Raw genomic sequence first — 15,785 nt, forward strand, 5'->3', positions numbered from 1 at the left:
CGCCTTAACGGCAGCGTTCATATCGAAAGTAGGTTTGGTCATGGGTCATCTCTTTCTTGCTAATAGTAAAGAAATGACACAGAATTCTGAACACTACCCTCCTCCCCTTTTTCATCATCATAGTGGCACCTTTGATGGCATACTATCTCAAAGATAGACAATGTCGCAGCCCTACAGTTACCTTCACATGTATCAGAAAGCAGCTTCCTAACCTCTATAAGTGAAAAATCAACACTACCTGGGACGATCAGCTGAGTTCAATACATAGCTAGCTACCTCATCCTACGCGTCGCTTTCGAATCCACAACTCCTTCGCAGGCTTACTGACACCCATGGATACGCAAGCTACTTACACCATAAGATTCGGATCAATTACTTCGCGTATAGTCTTCAAATGGAACTCAGCAGTAAAATATTTCCCTCTAGGCATTATCATTACCTCACATGAACTCCTAGAGCATGACAATATCATTCAAGGTGTAGCATTCGAATTCAGTGTGAAACTATAAATGTACCAAAAGAAAATCAGATTGAAGTTGCTTCTCTTAATAATTTCACTCTTTACTCGAAGCTGCGTGTACTTGATGGGCCGTAACCTTATGCAATCATATGAATCTTTCTTCAGGATGCTCTTGTGGTATTTTTCGCGCATATAAATACTTCAATAATTTTGGGAGGATTATTAATGAGAATTCCATATGAGATAAGGCTTGATAATAAATATCATTATCTTGACGATGTGCATGGAATGATTATAGGCCTTAAGAATATGGCCCACCGGCAGGGGTCTGTCATTCATGTGGATGTAATGCTTAGGCCCGCTGATGAACTAAGACTAACAATGAGACCGAAGGACCTATATTTAGTAGGATTTGTAGCTAAAAATGGCAAATCATATTATACGGAAGACAACAACGTCCTAGAGGATCAAGGAAAAGAATATTTTTCAGAATCTGGAGATTATAAAAAATTACGATTTGAAGAGGTTGCCCCATTTAATATACATTCATTTGATTCTTATTTCAAAAATCTTCAAAATTATAGCGGCAGCGATAGAGACAGCGTGCGTAAATCATTTGCGATTATGTGTGTACTAGTGAGCGAATCTGTTAGGTTCTATCAAAAAGTTGTCATTAATATTTTTTGCAGGAAATTTTTTTCTACGGATATTGTGCCCCCTAAAGAGATCTTAAAGTGGGCCCAAAACTGGGAGAAACTTAGCGTTAATAACATTGCTCGGGTAAGCTGCAAACATTATAATTACTTATCATGACTACCCGTACCATTTTGTAGCGATCTAATACTTCCGAACACTTCGCCAATATAATATAACCACCAAGTGAGGTGAAGAAATTCTGGACACTCGTCAAATAGTATCAAGCAAGGGTCGGGGTGATTTGTAGTGGTCTATTACAGTCCCCGAGCGCATACATTACTGCATGCCCTTCTCAACCGACGCTTCTGCTACCGCAGGCCAGACCAGCCCCACCCTCATTCCTACGAGTAGTATTACAAAAGACATCTCCAATGCGAGGAAAACACCAATAGGGTGATTGGGTACGCCGCATATCATCAGGTACAGCAGGTAGCTCATTGTAAGCAGATTACCCGCAAGCGTAATATTGAGCGCGTAGCCACGTTCTTGCCAGAGTGGTTTGCAGAGCAGGAAGTTCAACACCGCTGTGCCAGCGAGCATCAGGCCGGGCAACATCAACAGCAAGCGACGGGATAAACCCATTCCGTCGCTGGTTGATAGTGGCCAGACAGCGGCAAAGTGGCCCTGGGCCCCGAGGGTGAGGAACAGCCCCAGAATTACTGCACCGATGGCGGTAAGCCGATACAGTGCATTGCGTTGCAAAGCGCATGTTGATCTGGAAGCCGACATCGCGCTCCCCTACTGTGGCCAAGCCACATTCGTAAGCGAACACGACCGTCTGTGCACGATCGCGCAGCCCCAGTTTGGAGAACAAACTTGAAACGTGGGTTTTCACAGCGGCGGGGCCAATAAACAGGGCCTCGGCAATCGCGGCATTGCTCTTGCCGGCGGCGATGGCCTCCAGTACTTCGCGCTCGCGAGTAGTGAGGCGTTCCAGGCGTTCTGCCAGGTTGCGTCCGGTTCCCATTTTCTGGGCGAACTGGCTGATCAGGCGTTGAGTGATGCCCGATGCCAGCATGGCACCGCCCTCTGCTACCGTGCGTACTGCCTCCACCAGCGACGCGGAGGGAATGTCCTTGAGCACAAAACCACTGGCGCCTGCCCGTAGCGCGCGAAACACGTATTCATCGGGATCGAACCTGGTCAGGATAATGATGCGGCAAGTTGCATCGCCGGCTTCCAGAATGCGTGCGGTGGCTTCTAGCCCGTCCATCTCCGGCATGCGGATATCCAATAGATAGCCACCGAGCAGTTCCGCGCGCTCGCGCATCCCCGCGATGCCGTGCCCACCACCGGATTGTGCGTCAATGCTTGCTTCCACCATGGGCCGCTCGCCGATGGTGTTTCCGTCATCGCGCACCCGAATCGTAAGAGTGCCATCGTTGGCGCGCAGGCTCACTTGCACCCGAGCTGCAGCACCGACGTGCTTGATGACGTTGGTGAGGGATTCCTGAACGATGCGATAAGCGGCGAGAGCAACGCTGCTCGGCATGTTCTCCAGCGCACCGTGGGTTTCGTAGTCGACGTCGCTTAACACCTGCCGGACCTTTTCAATCAGAGCGGGTAAATCATTGAGGTCCGGTTGCGGAGTGAGCGCAGTGTCGTCACTGGTCGGGCGCAGTACGCCGAGCAAATGGCGCATTTCTTTCATGGCCTGACGGCCAGCAGCCTCCACAGAAGCCATGGCCTCTCTTCTGACGGCTTGCGGGTTATTTCGACTGAATTGTTGCGCCGAGAATAACGGCTTGTACTTGCCAGGGTGTGTGCGGCGCCACAACAAAGCCAAGGAGCCGACGAACGTACACTGGAAAGCAATCACATCCCACAGATTCTGCAGGGTCTGTACCTCACGCGCGCCGTTGCGCGACCACATCAGCAGCGTCAGGAACATCAACAGGGCGATAAACAAATCGGTCAGGTGTGGCCAGCATTTGAACGCCCCACGAAAAGGCTGCCACACCGGAAGCTTGGGTAATTCCAAGAACGCTGGTGGCAAAGCGGCTATTCACATAGTTAGTGCTTGGGCTACTCAGCATAAGCTGGTGATGGGGCTGGTAAAAACAGCTGAGAGATCCAATGAAATCACCGCCATACCTGAACGACTACAAGCCTTGGCTATTGAAGGCAGCCTAATTACAATCGACGCCATGGTCTGTCAAAAGGAGATTGCCAAGACCATTATCGATAAAAGGGCGAGCTATTTACTGGCCGCCAAAGTGAGTCAGCTAAAATTCTTTTAAACCACCCAGGCCACGCCTGATCAACGAACTCGAAAGACTTATCACAATCCGGCTATCGACTATTTTGAGACAGAAGAAATAAATCGTAACCGTCATGAAAACCGTCGCTGCCGGGTAACATAGTCACTGAGTCAGTTGGATATGACAGCAGACTGGCCAAGCATAAATAGCTCGCGATAATGCAGGGTGTGCTATATATTCTAGGAACACTCTATTCAAATAGCTTGGCATTCTGAAATCAACATTATTAACCCAGAGGGTATATAGCTCCGCGCAGCCTGGCAATCCACTTCAAATATCACTCGATTAAATACTCAGAATAAGGAACCATCTTTTACCAAACCAATAACAACAGAGAAAAATTTAAGCCCAAGAAGATAATTTGTCACATTCTGATCAAATGGTATCCCGATGGTACATCTATTTTTACGCGGCAACGTCAAAGATTTTAACGCATGGTATAAAGTATTTACTGAATTCATGCCCAAACTGAAACAAATGGGGGCCACTACCACCTCTGTCTATCGGGAAATTAACAACCACCGGGATGTGACTGTAATCCATGAGTTTGCATCAAAAGAAGATGCGATTAAATATGTTAATAACCCGGAGGTTCAAGAAGTCCGAAACCAAGCAGGAGTTCTTGCGCCCCCCCAAGTTTGGTATACAGAAATACAATAATCGGGTGGGTACGGCCGATTATTGTATGGACTTCACGCTGAACTGCAGCAATGACAAGGTATCAATAGAGGTTAGCTGCAGGTGGCCATAGTCCTTACTTCTTCGGCCAAAGAAGTGAAGCGCCAATCAAGAACCGCTTATCACTCAGTGTACGATCCTGCAGAACACTCTCAACATCCGCGGTGGCCTGACCCAGCCAATCATAAATATCCCCCCCGACTATACGCTACCACTACTACGACAAGATCCAACTGGTAGCTGGTGCCTGAGAACTCTTGCACGATTTTCTCAGAAGCAAAGCCCACAAGTGTTGCCGGCAGCATTTCCCATCCAATTCACGCGGTGGTACCGGTTGAGGGGAATGTGAAACTGAATAGGGTTTGTAGTTTTCTTAATGCGGCATCGCGAATTGTGATGCGTTGAGCCATTGGGAATCACCCAAGAACAGAGGTGTCCCGGACACGCACCAAATAGAGCAGTGACCAGAGCAACAGTAGCCAGATATGAAAATTGTCATTAAAACTATAAAAACGATGTAAGTTCAGCAAGTTATAGTGGTTCGCCAACTCAGGGAGACTAGCACCCACACTTCCCTATTCTGCACCACTACGGCCGTTCCCCACCCGTAAAGCACCACTTACCAAACTCCCCTATAAGGGATACCCATTCCCGCATTGTCTTTAATTTTTTTCCTAGCGGGCATCAAGATCCTGCTGGCGGTTAATATTTGGATTTTTGTCAATTCAATTTCGAATCTTATATGCACAACTCACTATTTTTTCGATAGAAAAATAGCGCCATATAAACCCCAGGAATCTACTACCCTTCCCCTCTAGAAAATAAATTTAATATGAATTGTAGTCCATTCTTGTAACCACTTATTACAGAAAACAAAACGGCGATTTACGCCAGATTACATTACGTGACTTTATTTGGACTGTATAATATGAAATACTCTGCAGCCAATCCCCCGTAAAAGTCCTTAAGAATAACTTATGCGCACTGATTTATCTGCTAAAAATGATGGACTCTGCCTCACAATCGAAGTCTGCAATATTGACACTTTAGATTGCTTACACTTTATCGCCGACAAAATGGTTGATTACTCCTATTCAATAGAGAGCAACGTCAATTATCAGTTGACTCGCCACAATCAACTGTATTATGCCGTGGAAACTTATATACCAGAAAAAATTATTGACGAAGAAGAGCTATTTGAAAATTTTTGTAAGGACGAGAGTTTGTGCGCAAAAGCCATTGTCTTTGTTGAGAATATCATCCGTTACTCAAGAAATAACGGCATTGTGATATGGCAAGACTATGAAAATCATCTGGCACAGGCTGGGGCAGCGATCCTGTGCCTACACAACGCCAGATACGTCCCTCTATATACCGACTTACTACTCCTTTCGGACCTGGATCATGAGGTGCACCAGGCCTACCAGATAGAGAGAATCATTGAGCAGCACGGTTTTACGAAAGACACCCTCAAGATATTGGCCTGTCGCGCAACCACCGCCAATGGCCAGTGCGGCGAGGATCAGGTGGAGGGCTATCATTCAGAATTGATGGAGACATTTACGCAGAAACCGGAACTGGTCGGCGTATTTATTAATACTGCCGCTGCCGAAGTGACTAGCAATAACTTTAATGCAGAGGACGACTATATACAGGAGAAGCTAGAAGCATTTTCTAAATATATTACCGATGCGCACCGGCGTACAGGATGGATCGATACATGGACAAATAGTAGAGAGTATGCGCTTGATCTTGCGCGACTACGGGCCCAGGGAATCTACGACTACACCCTTGAATGAAAGCTATTTCCAGAGTAATCAAGGGCATCTTACTTCCCCTGTGAACCAGCTTCCAAAACGGAAATACGACAGAGCAAATGACCGCATTGGTGGTGGAAAAGATTTGAACCGTCCTGTTAGGCGACAACCATTAAATGCTGCACTGGCGGCTGCTCAATAAGTCCAGGCCCGCCTGTTGTACGCATGTATTAAGTTAGTACGCTATAAAGGGACAGTATTTCAATGCGGTATCTCTTGTTATGCAACCATCTTAAAAAACCAGATACTGCTTTCCATGACTGGAAATTACCCTTAAACCACTTTTAGTCAAGTTCAGAGCAGGACTTGCCCCTAGCAGAAACTAACGTATTGGATAAATGGATCGATACTATTTACAGCCTCAAGCGGGCCGACAACCAACATATACTGTGGTTGTCGGCATAAAGCCTACCTGCCCTTAAAGATCTACTTAATCAAAAAATTGTATATTGTCAGCAAGTAATAAACAGCTTTCGCTCGCTAACATATAATTCCTATCTAATAGAAGTCAATATCGCTGCTGTCGCCGCCATAATCACTATCTCCCCAAGTCACTACGGACTTATCATCTTTTAACGCCGCATAGGCCCCAGCAGATGTATAAATAGTCAATACGCCACTCTCCAGTTGATCACTAACACTGCTGGCATCACTACGGTTGCCCCAGGATATTACCGACCCATCAGATTTTAATGCTGCAAAGCCACCAGAATGTGAATAGATTTCTTCTATATTTTCAGCCAACTCAGAATTAACTTCGCTGCTATCGCCGCCCCCACCACTATTCCCCCAGGTAACAACAGAACCATCTGACTTAACTGCTGCAAAAGCTTCACCGGCTGCATAGATTGTATTTACAGCGCCCGCAAGCTGGTCGCTCACGCCGCTACTATCACCACCAGAAAAATTAGCACCCCAAGTGACTACTGAACCATCATATTTCAGTGCCGCAAAAGCCGATTTATTTCTAAAGACCTCCACAACATCGCTGGAAATTTCCGCACTAACAGCACTGCTATCGCCGCCGCTATCACTATCCCCCCAAGTCACAACAGAGCCATCTGTCTTAAGTGCCGCAAAGGCATCTCTATTTGTAAAGACCTCTACAACATCGCTGGAAATTTCCGCACTAACAGCACTGCTATCGCCGCCCCTATTACTATTTCCCCAAGTCACGACAGAGCCATCCGTCTTAAGTGCGGCAAAGGCAGAGTAGGTAGAAAAAACAGTCACAACATCGCTGGAGATTTCCGTGCTCACGGCGCTGCTGTCGCCGCCGTAAATCCACCCCCCCCAAGTCACAAGGGAGCTATCTGTCTTAAGTGCCGCAAAGGCATAGTCAGTAGAAAAAACAGTCTCCACATCACTGGAGATTTCCGCGCTCACATCACTGCTATCTCCGCCCAGGTTGAAATTTCCCCAGGTTACTATGGAGCCATCCGATTTTCGCGCGGCAAAAGCGCCCTGATTTGCATAAATTTCCTCAACCCCACTGCTTAACTGAGCACTAACGGCACTGCTACTACCTCCCCCCATAGTCCTCGCCCCCCAAGTAACAACAGAACCATCCGACTTTAATGCCGCAAAAGCATAGTCTGAAGAAAAAATTGCGACGACATCGCGGGCTAAATTGGCACTAACATCACTAAAACTAATATCTGAAGAATCGAAATTATCAGGCCATGCCACAACCGAGCCATTACTTTTGATTGCTGCAAATTCACCATCGGTTATTGCTGTAAGTTTAGTTCCGGTAGAAACAATTTCAATCACATAGACAATAAGCTCAACTTCCACATCGGCAGTTTCACCATTAAAGGAAGCTGTCAGAGTGACTGATCCACTCTCTAGTGCGGTAATAAGGCCGGTTTCTACCGTAGCCATGCTGGCATCACTGACAGACCACTCGGCATCTTCTGTGACATCTTCTGATGTATCATCGTCGTAATAGGCAGTGAGATAATACTGTTCATTGTTAGAGGCATCCCTATCAAGCTGTAGGCTCTGGACAATAGGGGCCAGTTCAATATCTACATCTACCTCTGCACTCATCCCTTCATAAGTGACGCTCAAGGTGAATGAACCATTGTTCAGTGGCGTAAGCAGCCCGGTATCAACGGTGGCCAAGCTAGTGTCACTCACAGACCAATCCGCATCCCCAGTAACATCAACGGAAGAATCATCGCTATAATAGGCGATTAAAAAATACTGGTATTCATCCGAGCCATCTTGTTCCAACCCAACACTTTCCAGCGTAATGGTATCCATCGAACCACCGCCACTATTACCATCACTGCTGCTGTCGTTATTACTGCTACTGCCTCCACCACCACAGGCACTGAGTAGGGCAATGGTGAGCGTTAATATTCCGAAACGTAAAATGTGTAAAAGGTGCAAATGCCAAGACTGATATTGGCCATTAATTCCATTCATATAAATCCACTCCAGTAAAGGCAGATATGTTAAGTAGTTAAACACCACATAACCATCCAAATAGTGCTAAAAATACATATATTTCAGCCAAATCTGATTACTTGGTTTCGGATAATAAGTGCAATTGGTAAGAAGGGGGGCTCAGCTGCTAGAGCCGGCATATCTCGCGACGAAGAGAAAGACACTGATGAGCTACTACCAACTGAGTGAGAAATACTGATACCAGATTTACAGCCTGAGAAAAGCTGGCATAAATCCAAAGGCAATTTGGCGGAAATGGTGGATCAACTTAAGATCTCAGCCAGTGCTATTCGGCACCGGCTGAGAGAAGAGGGACTGTCAGTGGATAGTGGTCCAGATACAAAGGTATTTAAATGCCCACATTCATCAATGAAATTTCCAGTGTGATTTCATATGCGGCTCGCATCAGCGCCAAGGAGTATCAGCGCAGACAAACGGCCAATGAAAAAGCTATTCTTGCTCACCCAAGGTGTAGAGATTAAAAAGCACTTGAGAAACCCTGACTTAGGTAATCTAAGCACTCAAAATCAGAGTGAAATATTTCAGCAGAAAGGCGATAGAGTTCAAAAAGCGAATAATCTACGGACTCGCGCTGCCGAGAAAATTGGCTTACCTGACCTGGTAGTTTGCTAGACAACTACGGGAAACGGTGACAAAACATTTAAGCAAGCTATAAAAAAAGCTTCGCAAGCGCTCAATATAGTAATACTTCGGACAATTTCATGCGACCATAGCCCCGCAGTCACTGTACCGCTCGTAAATGCGGGCAATTTTCCACAGCTTTGATCTAAATCTAACTCGTCAAAAACTCTATCCATAAGACTCTGATTGAACTTAGGGCGCTTCCAGCTAACAATTGAAATCACTGTAGCCTCATCCGTTTGTTTCGTATTTCTATCTGCGATTGTTTGCAGATTCAGAGCCGTCATTGATGCATTGACATGCAGGTTGATCGCTTCTTTTCGAGTCGACTGACAATGAGCCAGGCCAGTGTGCTGTTTTGCAGCTCCGAATAGAAACTCTATTTGGAATCTAGACTTGTAATACGCGATCAATGTCATTGCATCCAGCTCTGTGTCTGTCGAATACAGCAATGCGTGACTCTTTTTGCCGTCCTTTATGGGTTTAAACATCACAACACGAATGGTTCGTTATAAAAATTTTGGCGTGAAAGTCTTCGTATAAACTTCAGTTCTTTTATTCAGAGCACCAATGTAGTGAAAACAGTATACTTCTGTATCAAAATCAACCTTGCCACCCTATTTTTTGGGGCGACCTGAGCCTTTGTATGCTCCTTCGTGTAACCACTGTAAGTCTGCCTATATTCGCAACTTCCCGACAATGTGAAACCCTGCTTTAATGATGACTGAAACAAATTTCATCTTGCCATAATAAGCATCTGCAGCTAAATATTTATTACCAAGCGCAAGAATTTCTGCCGCAACTTTGACCGCATGATCGGCATATAGATCAATTCGAGACCGGCCTTCTTTATCTATTGTCTGCTGAGCATCCAAGGCATAGCCAGTATTTGATTTCAGATCAGTGATACTGATCATGGAAATTTCGAGACCCCGCTGCGATTCTCCAGCACTGCCGATGCAATACGGCCCCAACCCTTCTGTTTTATGACCCGACTTACTGATATAACTGGCATCGATAGTCGCTACACGCTCATGATTGCGAGGAAGTTCTCGTGTAATTAGTTATTTATCAAGCTGGACAAAATCAAAGTTTCTACGAGACCAACAACGAAAGTGTTTCTCGCTAGCAGAACTGTATCGCTCCATATTCAGATAGGTTGCCTTCCCTTGAAATACCATCAGGACAGCAAACAATGTGAGCATGGATTTTCTTTGCGGTCTTTTAATATTGGACATTTTGCGAAAACAGTTTTTACTACATCTTTCATGGGCAGGTATCGTTTTGATGTGAGAACCTTATTTTCTCAGTATCTGCCCGTGGTCCCTACCTGCTCCACTTCTTAAAGCTGCCCGAAGTATTGGGATTTTAAATTACCCCATAAGCACCTGGGCGAACAACAATTACTGACCTACCTCTTCCGAACAAAAACTACGTATAGTACTTAACCTCTATTCGCAAACAAAAAACAATACAATTAAAAAGCTTAAAAGAACCCACTCAAATAACCTAAAACAATAAAACTAATTTACTTTGCCATACTCAATAAGATAACAACTTAAGAGTTCAGGCAGCTTAATGAAACCAAGGCAAATATCAGCCTTCATCGCAGTGCTTTTTATATCATTTATAGGATTGGTGTACGTCTATAATTATCGCCTGACCCAGAGCATTCGCTTTGATGCCCACCCTGTTACTGACGAGCTCATCAAAAATAACGAGTCGCTTAGAAGCAAAGATACTATCAACATCCTTATCATAGATGGCGGGGGTATACGTGGACTGATACCGCTCTATATTATTCAACATATTGAAGAGCAGACTGGTAAGCCTATTGATGAATTATTTGATATTTTTAGTGGAGTATCAACTGGTGCAATTATTGCTACCGGCCTTAATACTCCCCCTGCACCAATTAAAAATAACTTCCCAGAAAACGCAAGCCTCCAGTCTCAAAGCGAGAAAATTATCGATATCTATAAAAATGAAAGTAAATATGTATTCTCAGTACCTTGGTATCATAAATTACTGACTGCTAACGGTTTTTTCTCTCCTCGCTTTAGTGGAGATCGTTTGCGCGACACCATGGAAAAACACTATACAGAAAAGCTTAATTTTACTGACTTGAAGAACTACGTCATTATACCCTCTCTCAATATTCATACAGGTCAGCTCCAATTATTCAAAAATCGCGGTGAAGCAGTTAAAAATCTACCTACAGATACACTGTACCAACTCGTAACAGCCGCAGCTAGCGCGGAAACCCTATTCCCCCCTGTCGATTTTGTAACCACTGGACGGGACATTCACCAACGCTATTATGCCGATGCCGGCATATACGCAAATAATCCTACCAGTATTGTATTACGCGAGATCACTAGGGAGTTACCTGGGAAAAATTACTACGTATTGATTCTCGGGGCCGGTACATCGCCATTGATCACAATGGAGACCAACTACAGAAGCTTAAAAAACTGGGGCAGGATTAATTGGGTTCAGGACCTAATATCGAATGTACAAAGATCCATGGATGATCAGCAACTATACACTCTGGAAATCGCACAATCTCTCAGCCCTAAGGGGAAAATCAATTATAACTATTTAAATGTAGAACTTATTAATCCATATGTCGATCCATTTGACTACAAAGCAAGTAAGAAACTGAAAGTTCTAGCAGATAGACTTCTCAAGGAAAACAAAACTGAGGTTGATCAGGTAATAAGCACCCTAAAGGAAAATGGGTAACGATTGCTTGAGAAAAATTTCACTTGATAAGCTAAGATTGCCTCTCACCTTTATCTTGTATTGTTGTTGTCAGTGGTTCCCACAGCCTCTGCAACTTTAGAAATCGAATCCCCCCCCTCCCCGCTCAGCGACTATGGCTACGGCGTCTTTCTTGAATTCCGTCTCGAAATACCGACGTGTACCTCATATTGTCATACGTCACCTCACCTGGTGGTTTTACCACCTTAGCGGAGTGTCCGGAAGGATTAGACCACTGTAGTCGGGTAGCTGGCGCAGCCCCCCGAGCATATACGTCACTGCATGCTCATCTCAACCGACGCTTCTGCTACCGCTGGCCAGACCAGCCCCACCCTCACTCCTACGAGTTGTATTACAAAAGACGTCTCCAATGCGAGGAAAACACCAATGGGGTGATTGGAAACACCGCGTATCATCAGGTAGAGCAAATAGCTCATAGTAAGCAGATTACCCGCAAGCGTAATATTGAGCGCGTAGCCACGTTCTTGCCAGAGTGGTTTGCAGAGCAAGAGGTTCAACACCGCTGTGCCGGCCAGCATCACGCCGGGCAGCAACAGTAGCAAGCGACGGGTTAAACCCATTCCGTCGCTGGTGACCAGTGGCCATACGGCAATAAAGTGGCCCTGGGCTCCAAGAATGAGGAACAGTCCCAGAATTACTGCGCCGATGGCGGCAAGGCGATACAGTGCATTGCGTTGCGAAAAGCGTGTTGATCTAGAAGCCAACATCGCGCTCCCCCACAGTGGCCAGGCCACATTCGTAAGCGAATACAACAGCCTGTGCGCGATCGCGCAACTCCAATTTTGACAGCAAGCTGGAAACGTGGGTCTTCACGGTAGCGGGGCCAATAAACAGGGCTTCGGCAATCTCGGCATTGCTCTTGCCATCGGCAATGGCCTTCAGCACTTCGCACTCCCGGGTAGTGAGGCGCTCCAGGCGTTCTGCCAGGTTGCGGCCGGCCCCCAATTTCTGTGCGAACTGGCTGATCAGGCGTTGAGTGATGCCCGGTGCCAGCATGGCACCGCCTTCTGCTACGGTGCGCACTGCCTCTACCAGCGCCTCTGGGGGAATATCCTTGAGCACAAAACCACTGGCGCCAGCCCGCAGCGCACGAAATACGTATTCATCGGGATCGAACGTAGTCAGGATAATAACGCGGCAAGTTGCGTCACCGGCTTCCAGAATGCGTGCGGTGGCTTCCAGCCCATCCATCTCCGGCATGCGGATATCCATGAGGATAATATCCGGCTGATGTGCTTGTGCGGCTTCAATTGCCTCGATGCCGTTAGCAGCCTCGGCAGCCACCTGAATATCGGGCTCATTGTCCAGGATCAAGGCAAAACCACGCCGTACCAAAGCCTGATCGTCTACCACCATCACTCGCAACATTATGTTTTCCCCATTCCCGTGGGTAGTTGTGCATACACCTCAAAACCATCACCATCGACCGCAACCGCAGATAGATAGCCACCGAGCAGTTCCGCGCGCTCGCGCATCCCCGCGATGCCGTGCCCACCACCGGATTGTGCGTCAATGCTTGCTTTCACCATGGGCCGTTCGCCGATGGTGTTTCCGTCATCGCGCACCCGAATCGTAAGAGTGCCATGGTCTGCGCGCAGGCTCACTTGCACCCGCACAGCAGCACCGACGTGCTTGATAATGTTGGTGAGGGATTCCTGAACGATGCGATAAGCGGCGAGAGCAACGCTGGTCGGCATTTTCTCCAGCGCACCGTGAGTTTCGTAGTCGACGTCGCTTAACACCTGCCGGACCTTTTCAATCAGAGCGGGTAAATCATTGAAATCCGGTTGCGGAGTGAGCGCAGTGTCGTCATTGGTGGGCCGCAGTACGCCGAGCAAATGTCGCATTTCAGTCATGGCCTGACGGCCAGCAGCCTCTACAGAAGCCATGGCCTCACTGGCAGCTTGCGGGTTATTGCGACTGATGGCCCTGGCGGCACCGGCCTGCACGGTCATAAGGCTCACCTGGTGCGCCACCACGTCATGCATCTCGCGGGCGATTCGGGTGCGCTCGGCCGCGACCGCGCGCTCGGATTCGGCATTGCGTTCGCGCTCCAAATACTTGGCTCTCTCTTCCAACAAGCGCAAATATTCGCCGCGAAAACGCAGCCGGCGGCCGATATACCACAGCGCCCAAACCAGCATCACCGTTACTGTGCCTGCTGCGGTTGGCTGAACCGGAATACCCTGATCAAACGCCACAAAAACCAGCGTCGCAATGACTCCGATAAAGCTAGCCCGGGTATTGGCCTCGTAGCGGCCCAGGCTATACAACGAAACCGCCATGGCGACGATGCCATCCGCCGGTAAACCCAGTTCCAGCAATATTGTTGTGCCGAGAATAACAGCCTGTACCTGCCAGGGGTGTGTGCGACGCCACAACAGGGCGAAGGAGCCCACGAACGCACACTGGAAAGTAATAACATCCCAAAGATTCTGCATGGCCAGCACTTCGCGCGCCTCGTCGTGCGACCACATCAATAGCGTCAGCAAAAACATCAGCAGGGCGATAAGCAGATCGGTCAGGTGTGGCCAGCGCTCGAAGGGCCCACGAAAAGGCTGCCACACCGGGAGCTTGGGTAGTGCCGAGCTGGCGTTGAGCGGATTCGACGCAGGCATATTTAGGGACGACGATTTCATTTCCGCATGCTAAACCAGGCGCAACCAGCTGTCATGGGACTTTCGGTGGAAACGGTAACAGGCGCATCTCCACCTTTTGGGGGAGGTCAGATTCCTGCCTGTGGCCGATGTGCCTAAGCCTGGAAAAGCCGAACATGCTCGGCAGAAACATTCAGCCCAAGCTCTCTACCTAACCGCCTGGAGAAACTCCATGAACGACGCTGTACTCAGCCAAACACTACCGCGACCATTCGATACCCGGCGGGCCGTTAACCTGTCGGTAAAAATCTGGTTCTACATCGCGGCCATCGGCCATACGATCTTCTTTGCCTATATTCTGGCCGTATTCTACCCGCCCATCGCCGAGTCCGGACTGTATGGCTTGAAGGGTTTGCACCTGCCAGCAGGCTTTCGCGAGGGGGATACATTGGGCAACCTGGCATCGGTGAGTCACGTGTTGTTGGCCGCGATTGTGATCGGCGGCGGGCCTCTGCAGCTGGTCCCTGCGGTGAGACGGTATGCGCCCAACTTCCATCGCTGGCTGGGGCGCAGTTATCTGTTGGCGGCCGTCATCAGCAGCATTGCGGGGCTCTACATGACCTGGACGCGGCACACCTTTGGTAATCAGGTGTCGCAGATCAGTATCGCTATGGACGGCATACTGATTCTGGTGTTTGCCTTTATGGCGGTGCGCACCGCAATGGCTAGGCGCATTACTGAGCACCGTCGCTGGGCCTTGCGTCTTTTTTTGGCTGCCAGTGCAGTGTGGTTCTTCCGCGTGGCCCTGATGGGCTGGGCAATGCTCACCGGCGGCTGGGGGGTCGACTGGGAATCTTTTACCGGGCCTTTCTTGTATGCGCTGGGCTTCGGCCAATACCTGCTCCCGCTGGCCATGCTGGAGTGGTATTTCTACTGTCAAAAGCGCGGGGCCACACCGGGTACCCAGATTGCTTTTGTCAGTGCCTTGATACCGCTGACCATGTTTATGGCCATTGGTATTTTTGCCGCTACGATGGGCTTGTGGTTGCCACGGATCTAAGGCACTCGGCCAAATTATCGTGAAATTCTTCTGTTAATTTGGCTATAAAAGTTCAAGACTCGTGAATCCGACTGCTTTGATAATTTTTGACACCCACCAAATAAAAAAACAAATCGCCAAGACTATTGACTGGAGAAGATAGTTAAAAAAAACACCAAGAGCCAGCTAACTAAATAGATATCGACACTATAAAGGTGGGGCACATTTATAAGATTGGAACAACTTACCAAATTCTAGTGCTGCGTATTAAATAGACTGCTCAATACTTCGGACAGTTTTATGGGGCGAAATAGGTAGGAACCAAGGCCGGATACTGAGAAAATAAGGTCCTCACTT

At 47.6% G+C, this 15,785-nt stretch carries 14 protein-coding genes; 6 read left to right on the forward strand and 8 right to left on the reverse strand.

Going from position 1 to position 15,785, the window contains the following annotated elements; genetic code table 11:
* Positions 1–685: 685 nt before the first annotated feature.
* The gene (locus MO867_RS16755) at positions 686–1,273 is read left to right on the forward strand and encodes a ribosome-inactivating family protein (protein WP_252471226.1); all 588 of its coding nucleotides are present in this window, start codon (positions 686–688) and stop codon (positions 1,271–1,273) included.
* Positions 1,274–1,432: 159 nt separating this feature from the next.
* Here MO867_RS16755 and MO867_RS16760 read toward each other — a convergent pair whose 3' ends face one another.
* Both MO867_RS16760 and MO867_RS16765 read right to left on the reverse strand, forming a co-directional pair.
* Positions 1,433–1,594, reverse strand: coding sequence for a hypothetical protein (locus MO867_RS16760; protein ID WP_252471229.1), 162 nt, complete (start codon positions 1,592–1,594; stop codon positions 1,433–1,435).
* Positions 1,595–1,604: 10 nt separating this feature from the next.
* Positions 1,605–2,840, reverse strand: a complete 1,236-nt coding sequence (locus MO867_RS16765; protein WP_252471231.1) for a helix-turn-helix transcriptional regulator — start codon at positions 2,838–2,840, stop codon at positions 1,605–1,607.
* Between the two features lie 247 nt (positions 2,841–3,087).
* On the opposite strand from MO867_RS16765, the gene MO867_RS16770 reads away from it, so the two are divergent.
* From MO867_RS16770 to MO867_RS16780, 3 genes are all read left to right on the forward strand, one after another.
* The gene (locus MO867_RS16770) at positions 3,088–3,396 is read left to right on the forward strand and encodes an ISAs1 family transposase (protein ID WP_252471233.1); all 309 of its coding nucleotides are present in this window, start codon (positions 3,088–3,090) and stop codon (positions 3,394–3,396) included.
* Between the two features lie 411 nt (positions 3,397–3,807).
* Complete coding sequence (locus MO867_RS16775) at positions 3,808–4,077, forward strand: hypothetical protein (protein ID WP_252471235.1); 270 nt, start codon at positions 3,808–3,810, stop codon at positions 4,075–4,077.
* 995 nt (positions 4,078–5,072) lie between these two features.
* On the forward strand, positions 5,073–5,894 hold the full coding sequence (locus tag MO867_RS16780) for a hypothetical protein (RefSeq protein WP_252471237.1): 822 nt from the start codon (positions 5,073–5,075) through the stop codon (positions 5,892–5,894).
* Positions 5,895–6,410: 516 nt separating this feature from the next.
* Here the strand turns inward: MO867_RS16780 and MO867_RS16785 are convergent.
* The 3 genes from MO867_RS16785 to MO867_RS16795 form a co-directional block, all read right to left on the reverse strand.
* Positions 6,411–8,345 carry an RCC1 domain-containing protein gene (locus MO867_RS16785; RefSeq protein ID WP_252471239.1) on the reverse strand — a complete coding sequence of 645 codons (1,935 nt, stop codon included), beginning with the start codon at positions 8,343–8,345 and terminating at the stop codon, positions 6,411–6,413.
* A 650-nt stretch (positions 8,346–8,995) separates the two neighbouring features.
* On the reverse strand, positions 8,996–9,499 hold the full coding sequence (locus tag MO867_RS16790; RefSeq protein ID WP_252471241.1) for a transposase: 504 nt from the start codon (positions 9,497–9,499) through the stop codon (positions 8,996–8,998).
* Positions 9,500–9,685: 186 nt separating this feature from the next.
* Positions 9,686–9,925 carry a hypothetical protein gene (locus MO867_RS16795; protein ID WP_252471243.1) on the reverse strand — a complete coding sequence of 80 codons (240 nt, stop codon included), beginning with the start codon at positions 9,923–9,925 and terminating at the stop codon, positions 9,686–9,688.
* Between the two features lie 661 nt (positions 9,926–10,586).
* Between MO867_RS16795 and MO867_RS16800 the strand changes: the two genes are divergently transcribed.
* On the forward strand, positions 10,587–11,753 hold the full coding sequence (locus MO867_RS16800) for a patatin-like phospholipase family protein (RefSeq protein ID WP_252471245.1): 1,167 nt from the start codon (positions 10,587–10,589) through the stop codon (positions 11,751–11,753).
* Positions 11,754–12,046: 293 nt separating this feature from the next.
* Here the strand turns inward: MO867_RS16800 and MO867_RS16805 are convergent, their stop codons facing one another.
* From MO867_RS16805 to MO867_RS16815, 3 genes are read right to left on the reverse strand one after another with little or no spacing between them, the layout of a single operon-like run.
* Positions 12,047–12,499 carry a hypothetical protein gene (locus MO867_RS16805; RefSeq protein ID WP_252471247.1) on the reverse strand — a complete coding sequence of 151 codons (453 nt, stop codon included), beginning with the start codon at positions 12,497–12,499 and terminating at the stop codon, positions 12,047–12,049.
* Positions 12,486–13,160: a response regulator gene (locus tag MO867_RS16810; RefSeq protein ID WP_252471249.1), complete on the reverse strand. Its 675-nt coding sequence runs from the start codon at positions 13,158–13,160 to the stop codon at positions 12,486–12,488. Before MO867_RS16810 ends, MO867_RS16805 begins: the two co-directional genes overlap by 14 nt.
* Positions 13,160–14,431 (reverse strand): sensor histidine kinase, encoded by a 1,272-nt coding sequence (locus tag MO867_RS16815; RefSeq protein ID WP_252471251.1) that lies wholly within the window; start codon positions 14,429–14,431, stop codon positions 13,160–13,162. Before MO867_RS16815 ends, MO867_RS16810 begins: the two co-directional genes overlap by 1 nt.
* Before the next feature lie 190 nt (positions 14,432–14,621).
* Here MO867_RS16815 and MO867_RS16820 point away from each other — a divergent pair, with 190 nt between their 5' ends.
* A complete protein-coding gene (locus tag MO867_RS16820; protein ID WP_252471253.1) occupies positions 14,622–15,449 on the forward strand; it encodes a DUF2306 domain-containing protein in 828 nt (275 codons plus the stop codon).
* Positions 15,450–15,785 lie beyond the last annotated feature (336 nt).

Source organism: Microbulbifer okhotskensis, assembly GCF_023895975.1.
GTDB classification, from domain to species: Bacteria; Pseudomonadota; Gammaproteobacteria; order Pseudomonadales; family Cellvibrionaceae; genus Microbulbifer; species Microbulbifer okhotskensis.

Coding starts and splice junctions, on each gene's coding strand:
- MO867_RS16755 (WP_252471226.1), top strand. CDS start 686: ATGAGAATTCCATATGAGATAAGGCTTGATAATAAATATCATTATCTT.
- MO867_RS16760 (WP_252471229.1), bottom strand. CDS start 1,594: ATGAGCTACCTGCTGTACCTGATGATATGCGGCGTACCCAATCACCCT.
- MO867_RS16765 (WP_252471231.1), bottom strand. CDS start 2,840: ATGGCTTCTGTGGAGGCTGCTGGCCGTCAGGCCATGAAAGAAATGCGC.
- MO867_RS16775 (WP_252471235.1), top strand. CDS start 3,808: ATGGTACATCTATTTTTACGCGGCAACGTCAAAGATTTTAACGCATGG.
- MO867_RS16780 (WP_252471237.1), top strand. CDS start 5,073: ATGCGCACTGATTTATCTGCTAAAAATGATGGACTCTGCCTCACAATC.
- MO867_RS16785 (WP_252471239.1), bottom strand. CDS start 8,345: ATGAATGGAATTAATGGCCAATATCAGTCTTGGCATTTGCACCTTTTA.
- MO867_RS16790 (WP_252471241.1), bottom strand. CDS start 9,499: ATGTTTAAACCCATAAAGGACGGCAAAAAGAGTCACGCATTGCTGTAT.
- MO867_RS16795 (WP_252471243.1), bottom strand. CDS start 9,925: ATGATCAGTATCACTGATCTGAAATCAAATACTGGCTATGCCTTGGAT.
- MO867_RS16800 (WP_252471245.1), top strand. CDS start 10,587: ATGAAACCAAGGCAAATATCAGCCTTCATCGCAGTGCTTTTTATATCA.
- MO867_RS16805 (WP_252471247.1), bottom strand. CDS start 12,499: ATGTTGGCTTCTAGATCAACACGCTTTTCGCAACGCAATGCACTGTAT.
- MO867_RS16810 (WP_252471249.1), bottom strand. CDS start 13,160: ATGTTGCGAGTGATGGTGGTAGACGATCAGGCTTTGGTACGGCGTGGT.
- MO867_RS16815 (WP_252471251.1), bottom strand. CDS start 14,431: ATGAAATCGTCGTCCCTAAATATGCCTGCGTCGAATCCGCTCAACGCC.
- MO867_RS16820 (WP_252471253.1), top strand. CDS start 14,622: ATGAACGACGCTGTACTCAGCCAAACACTACCGCGACCATTCGATACC.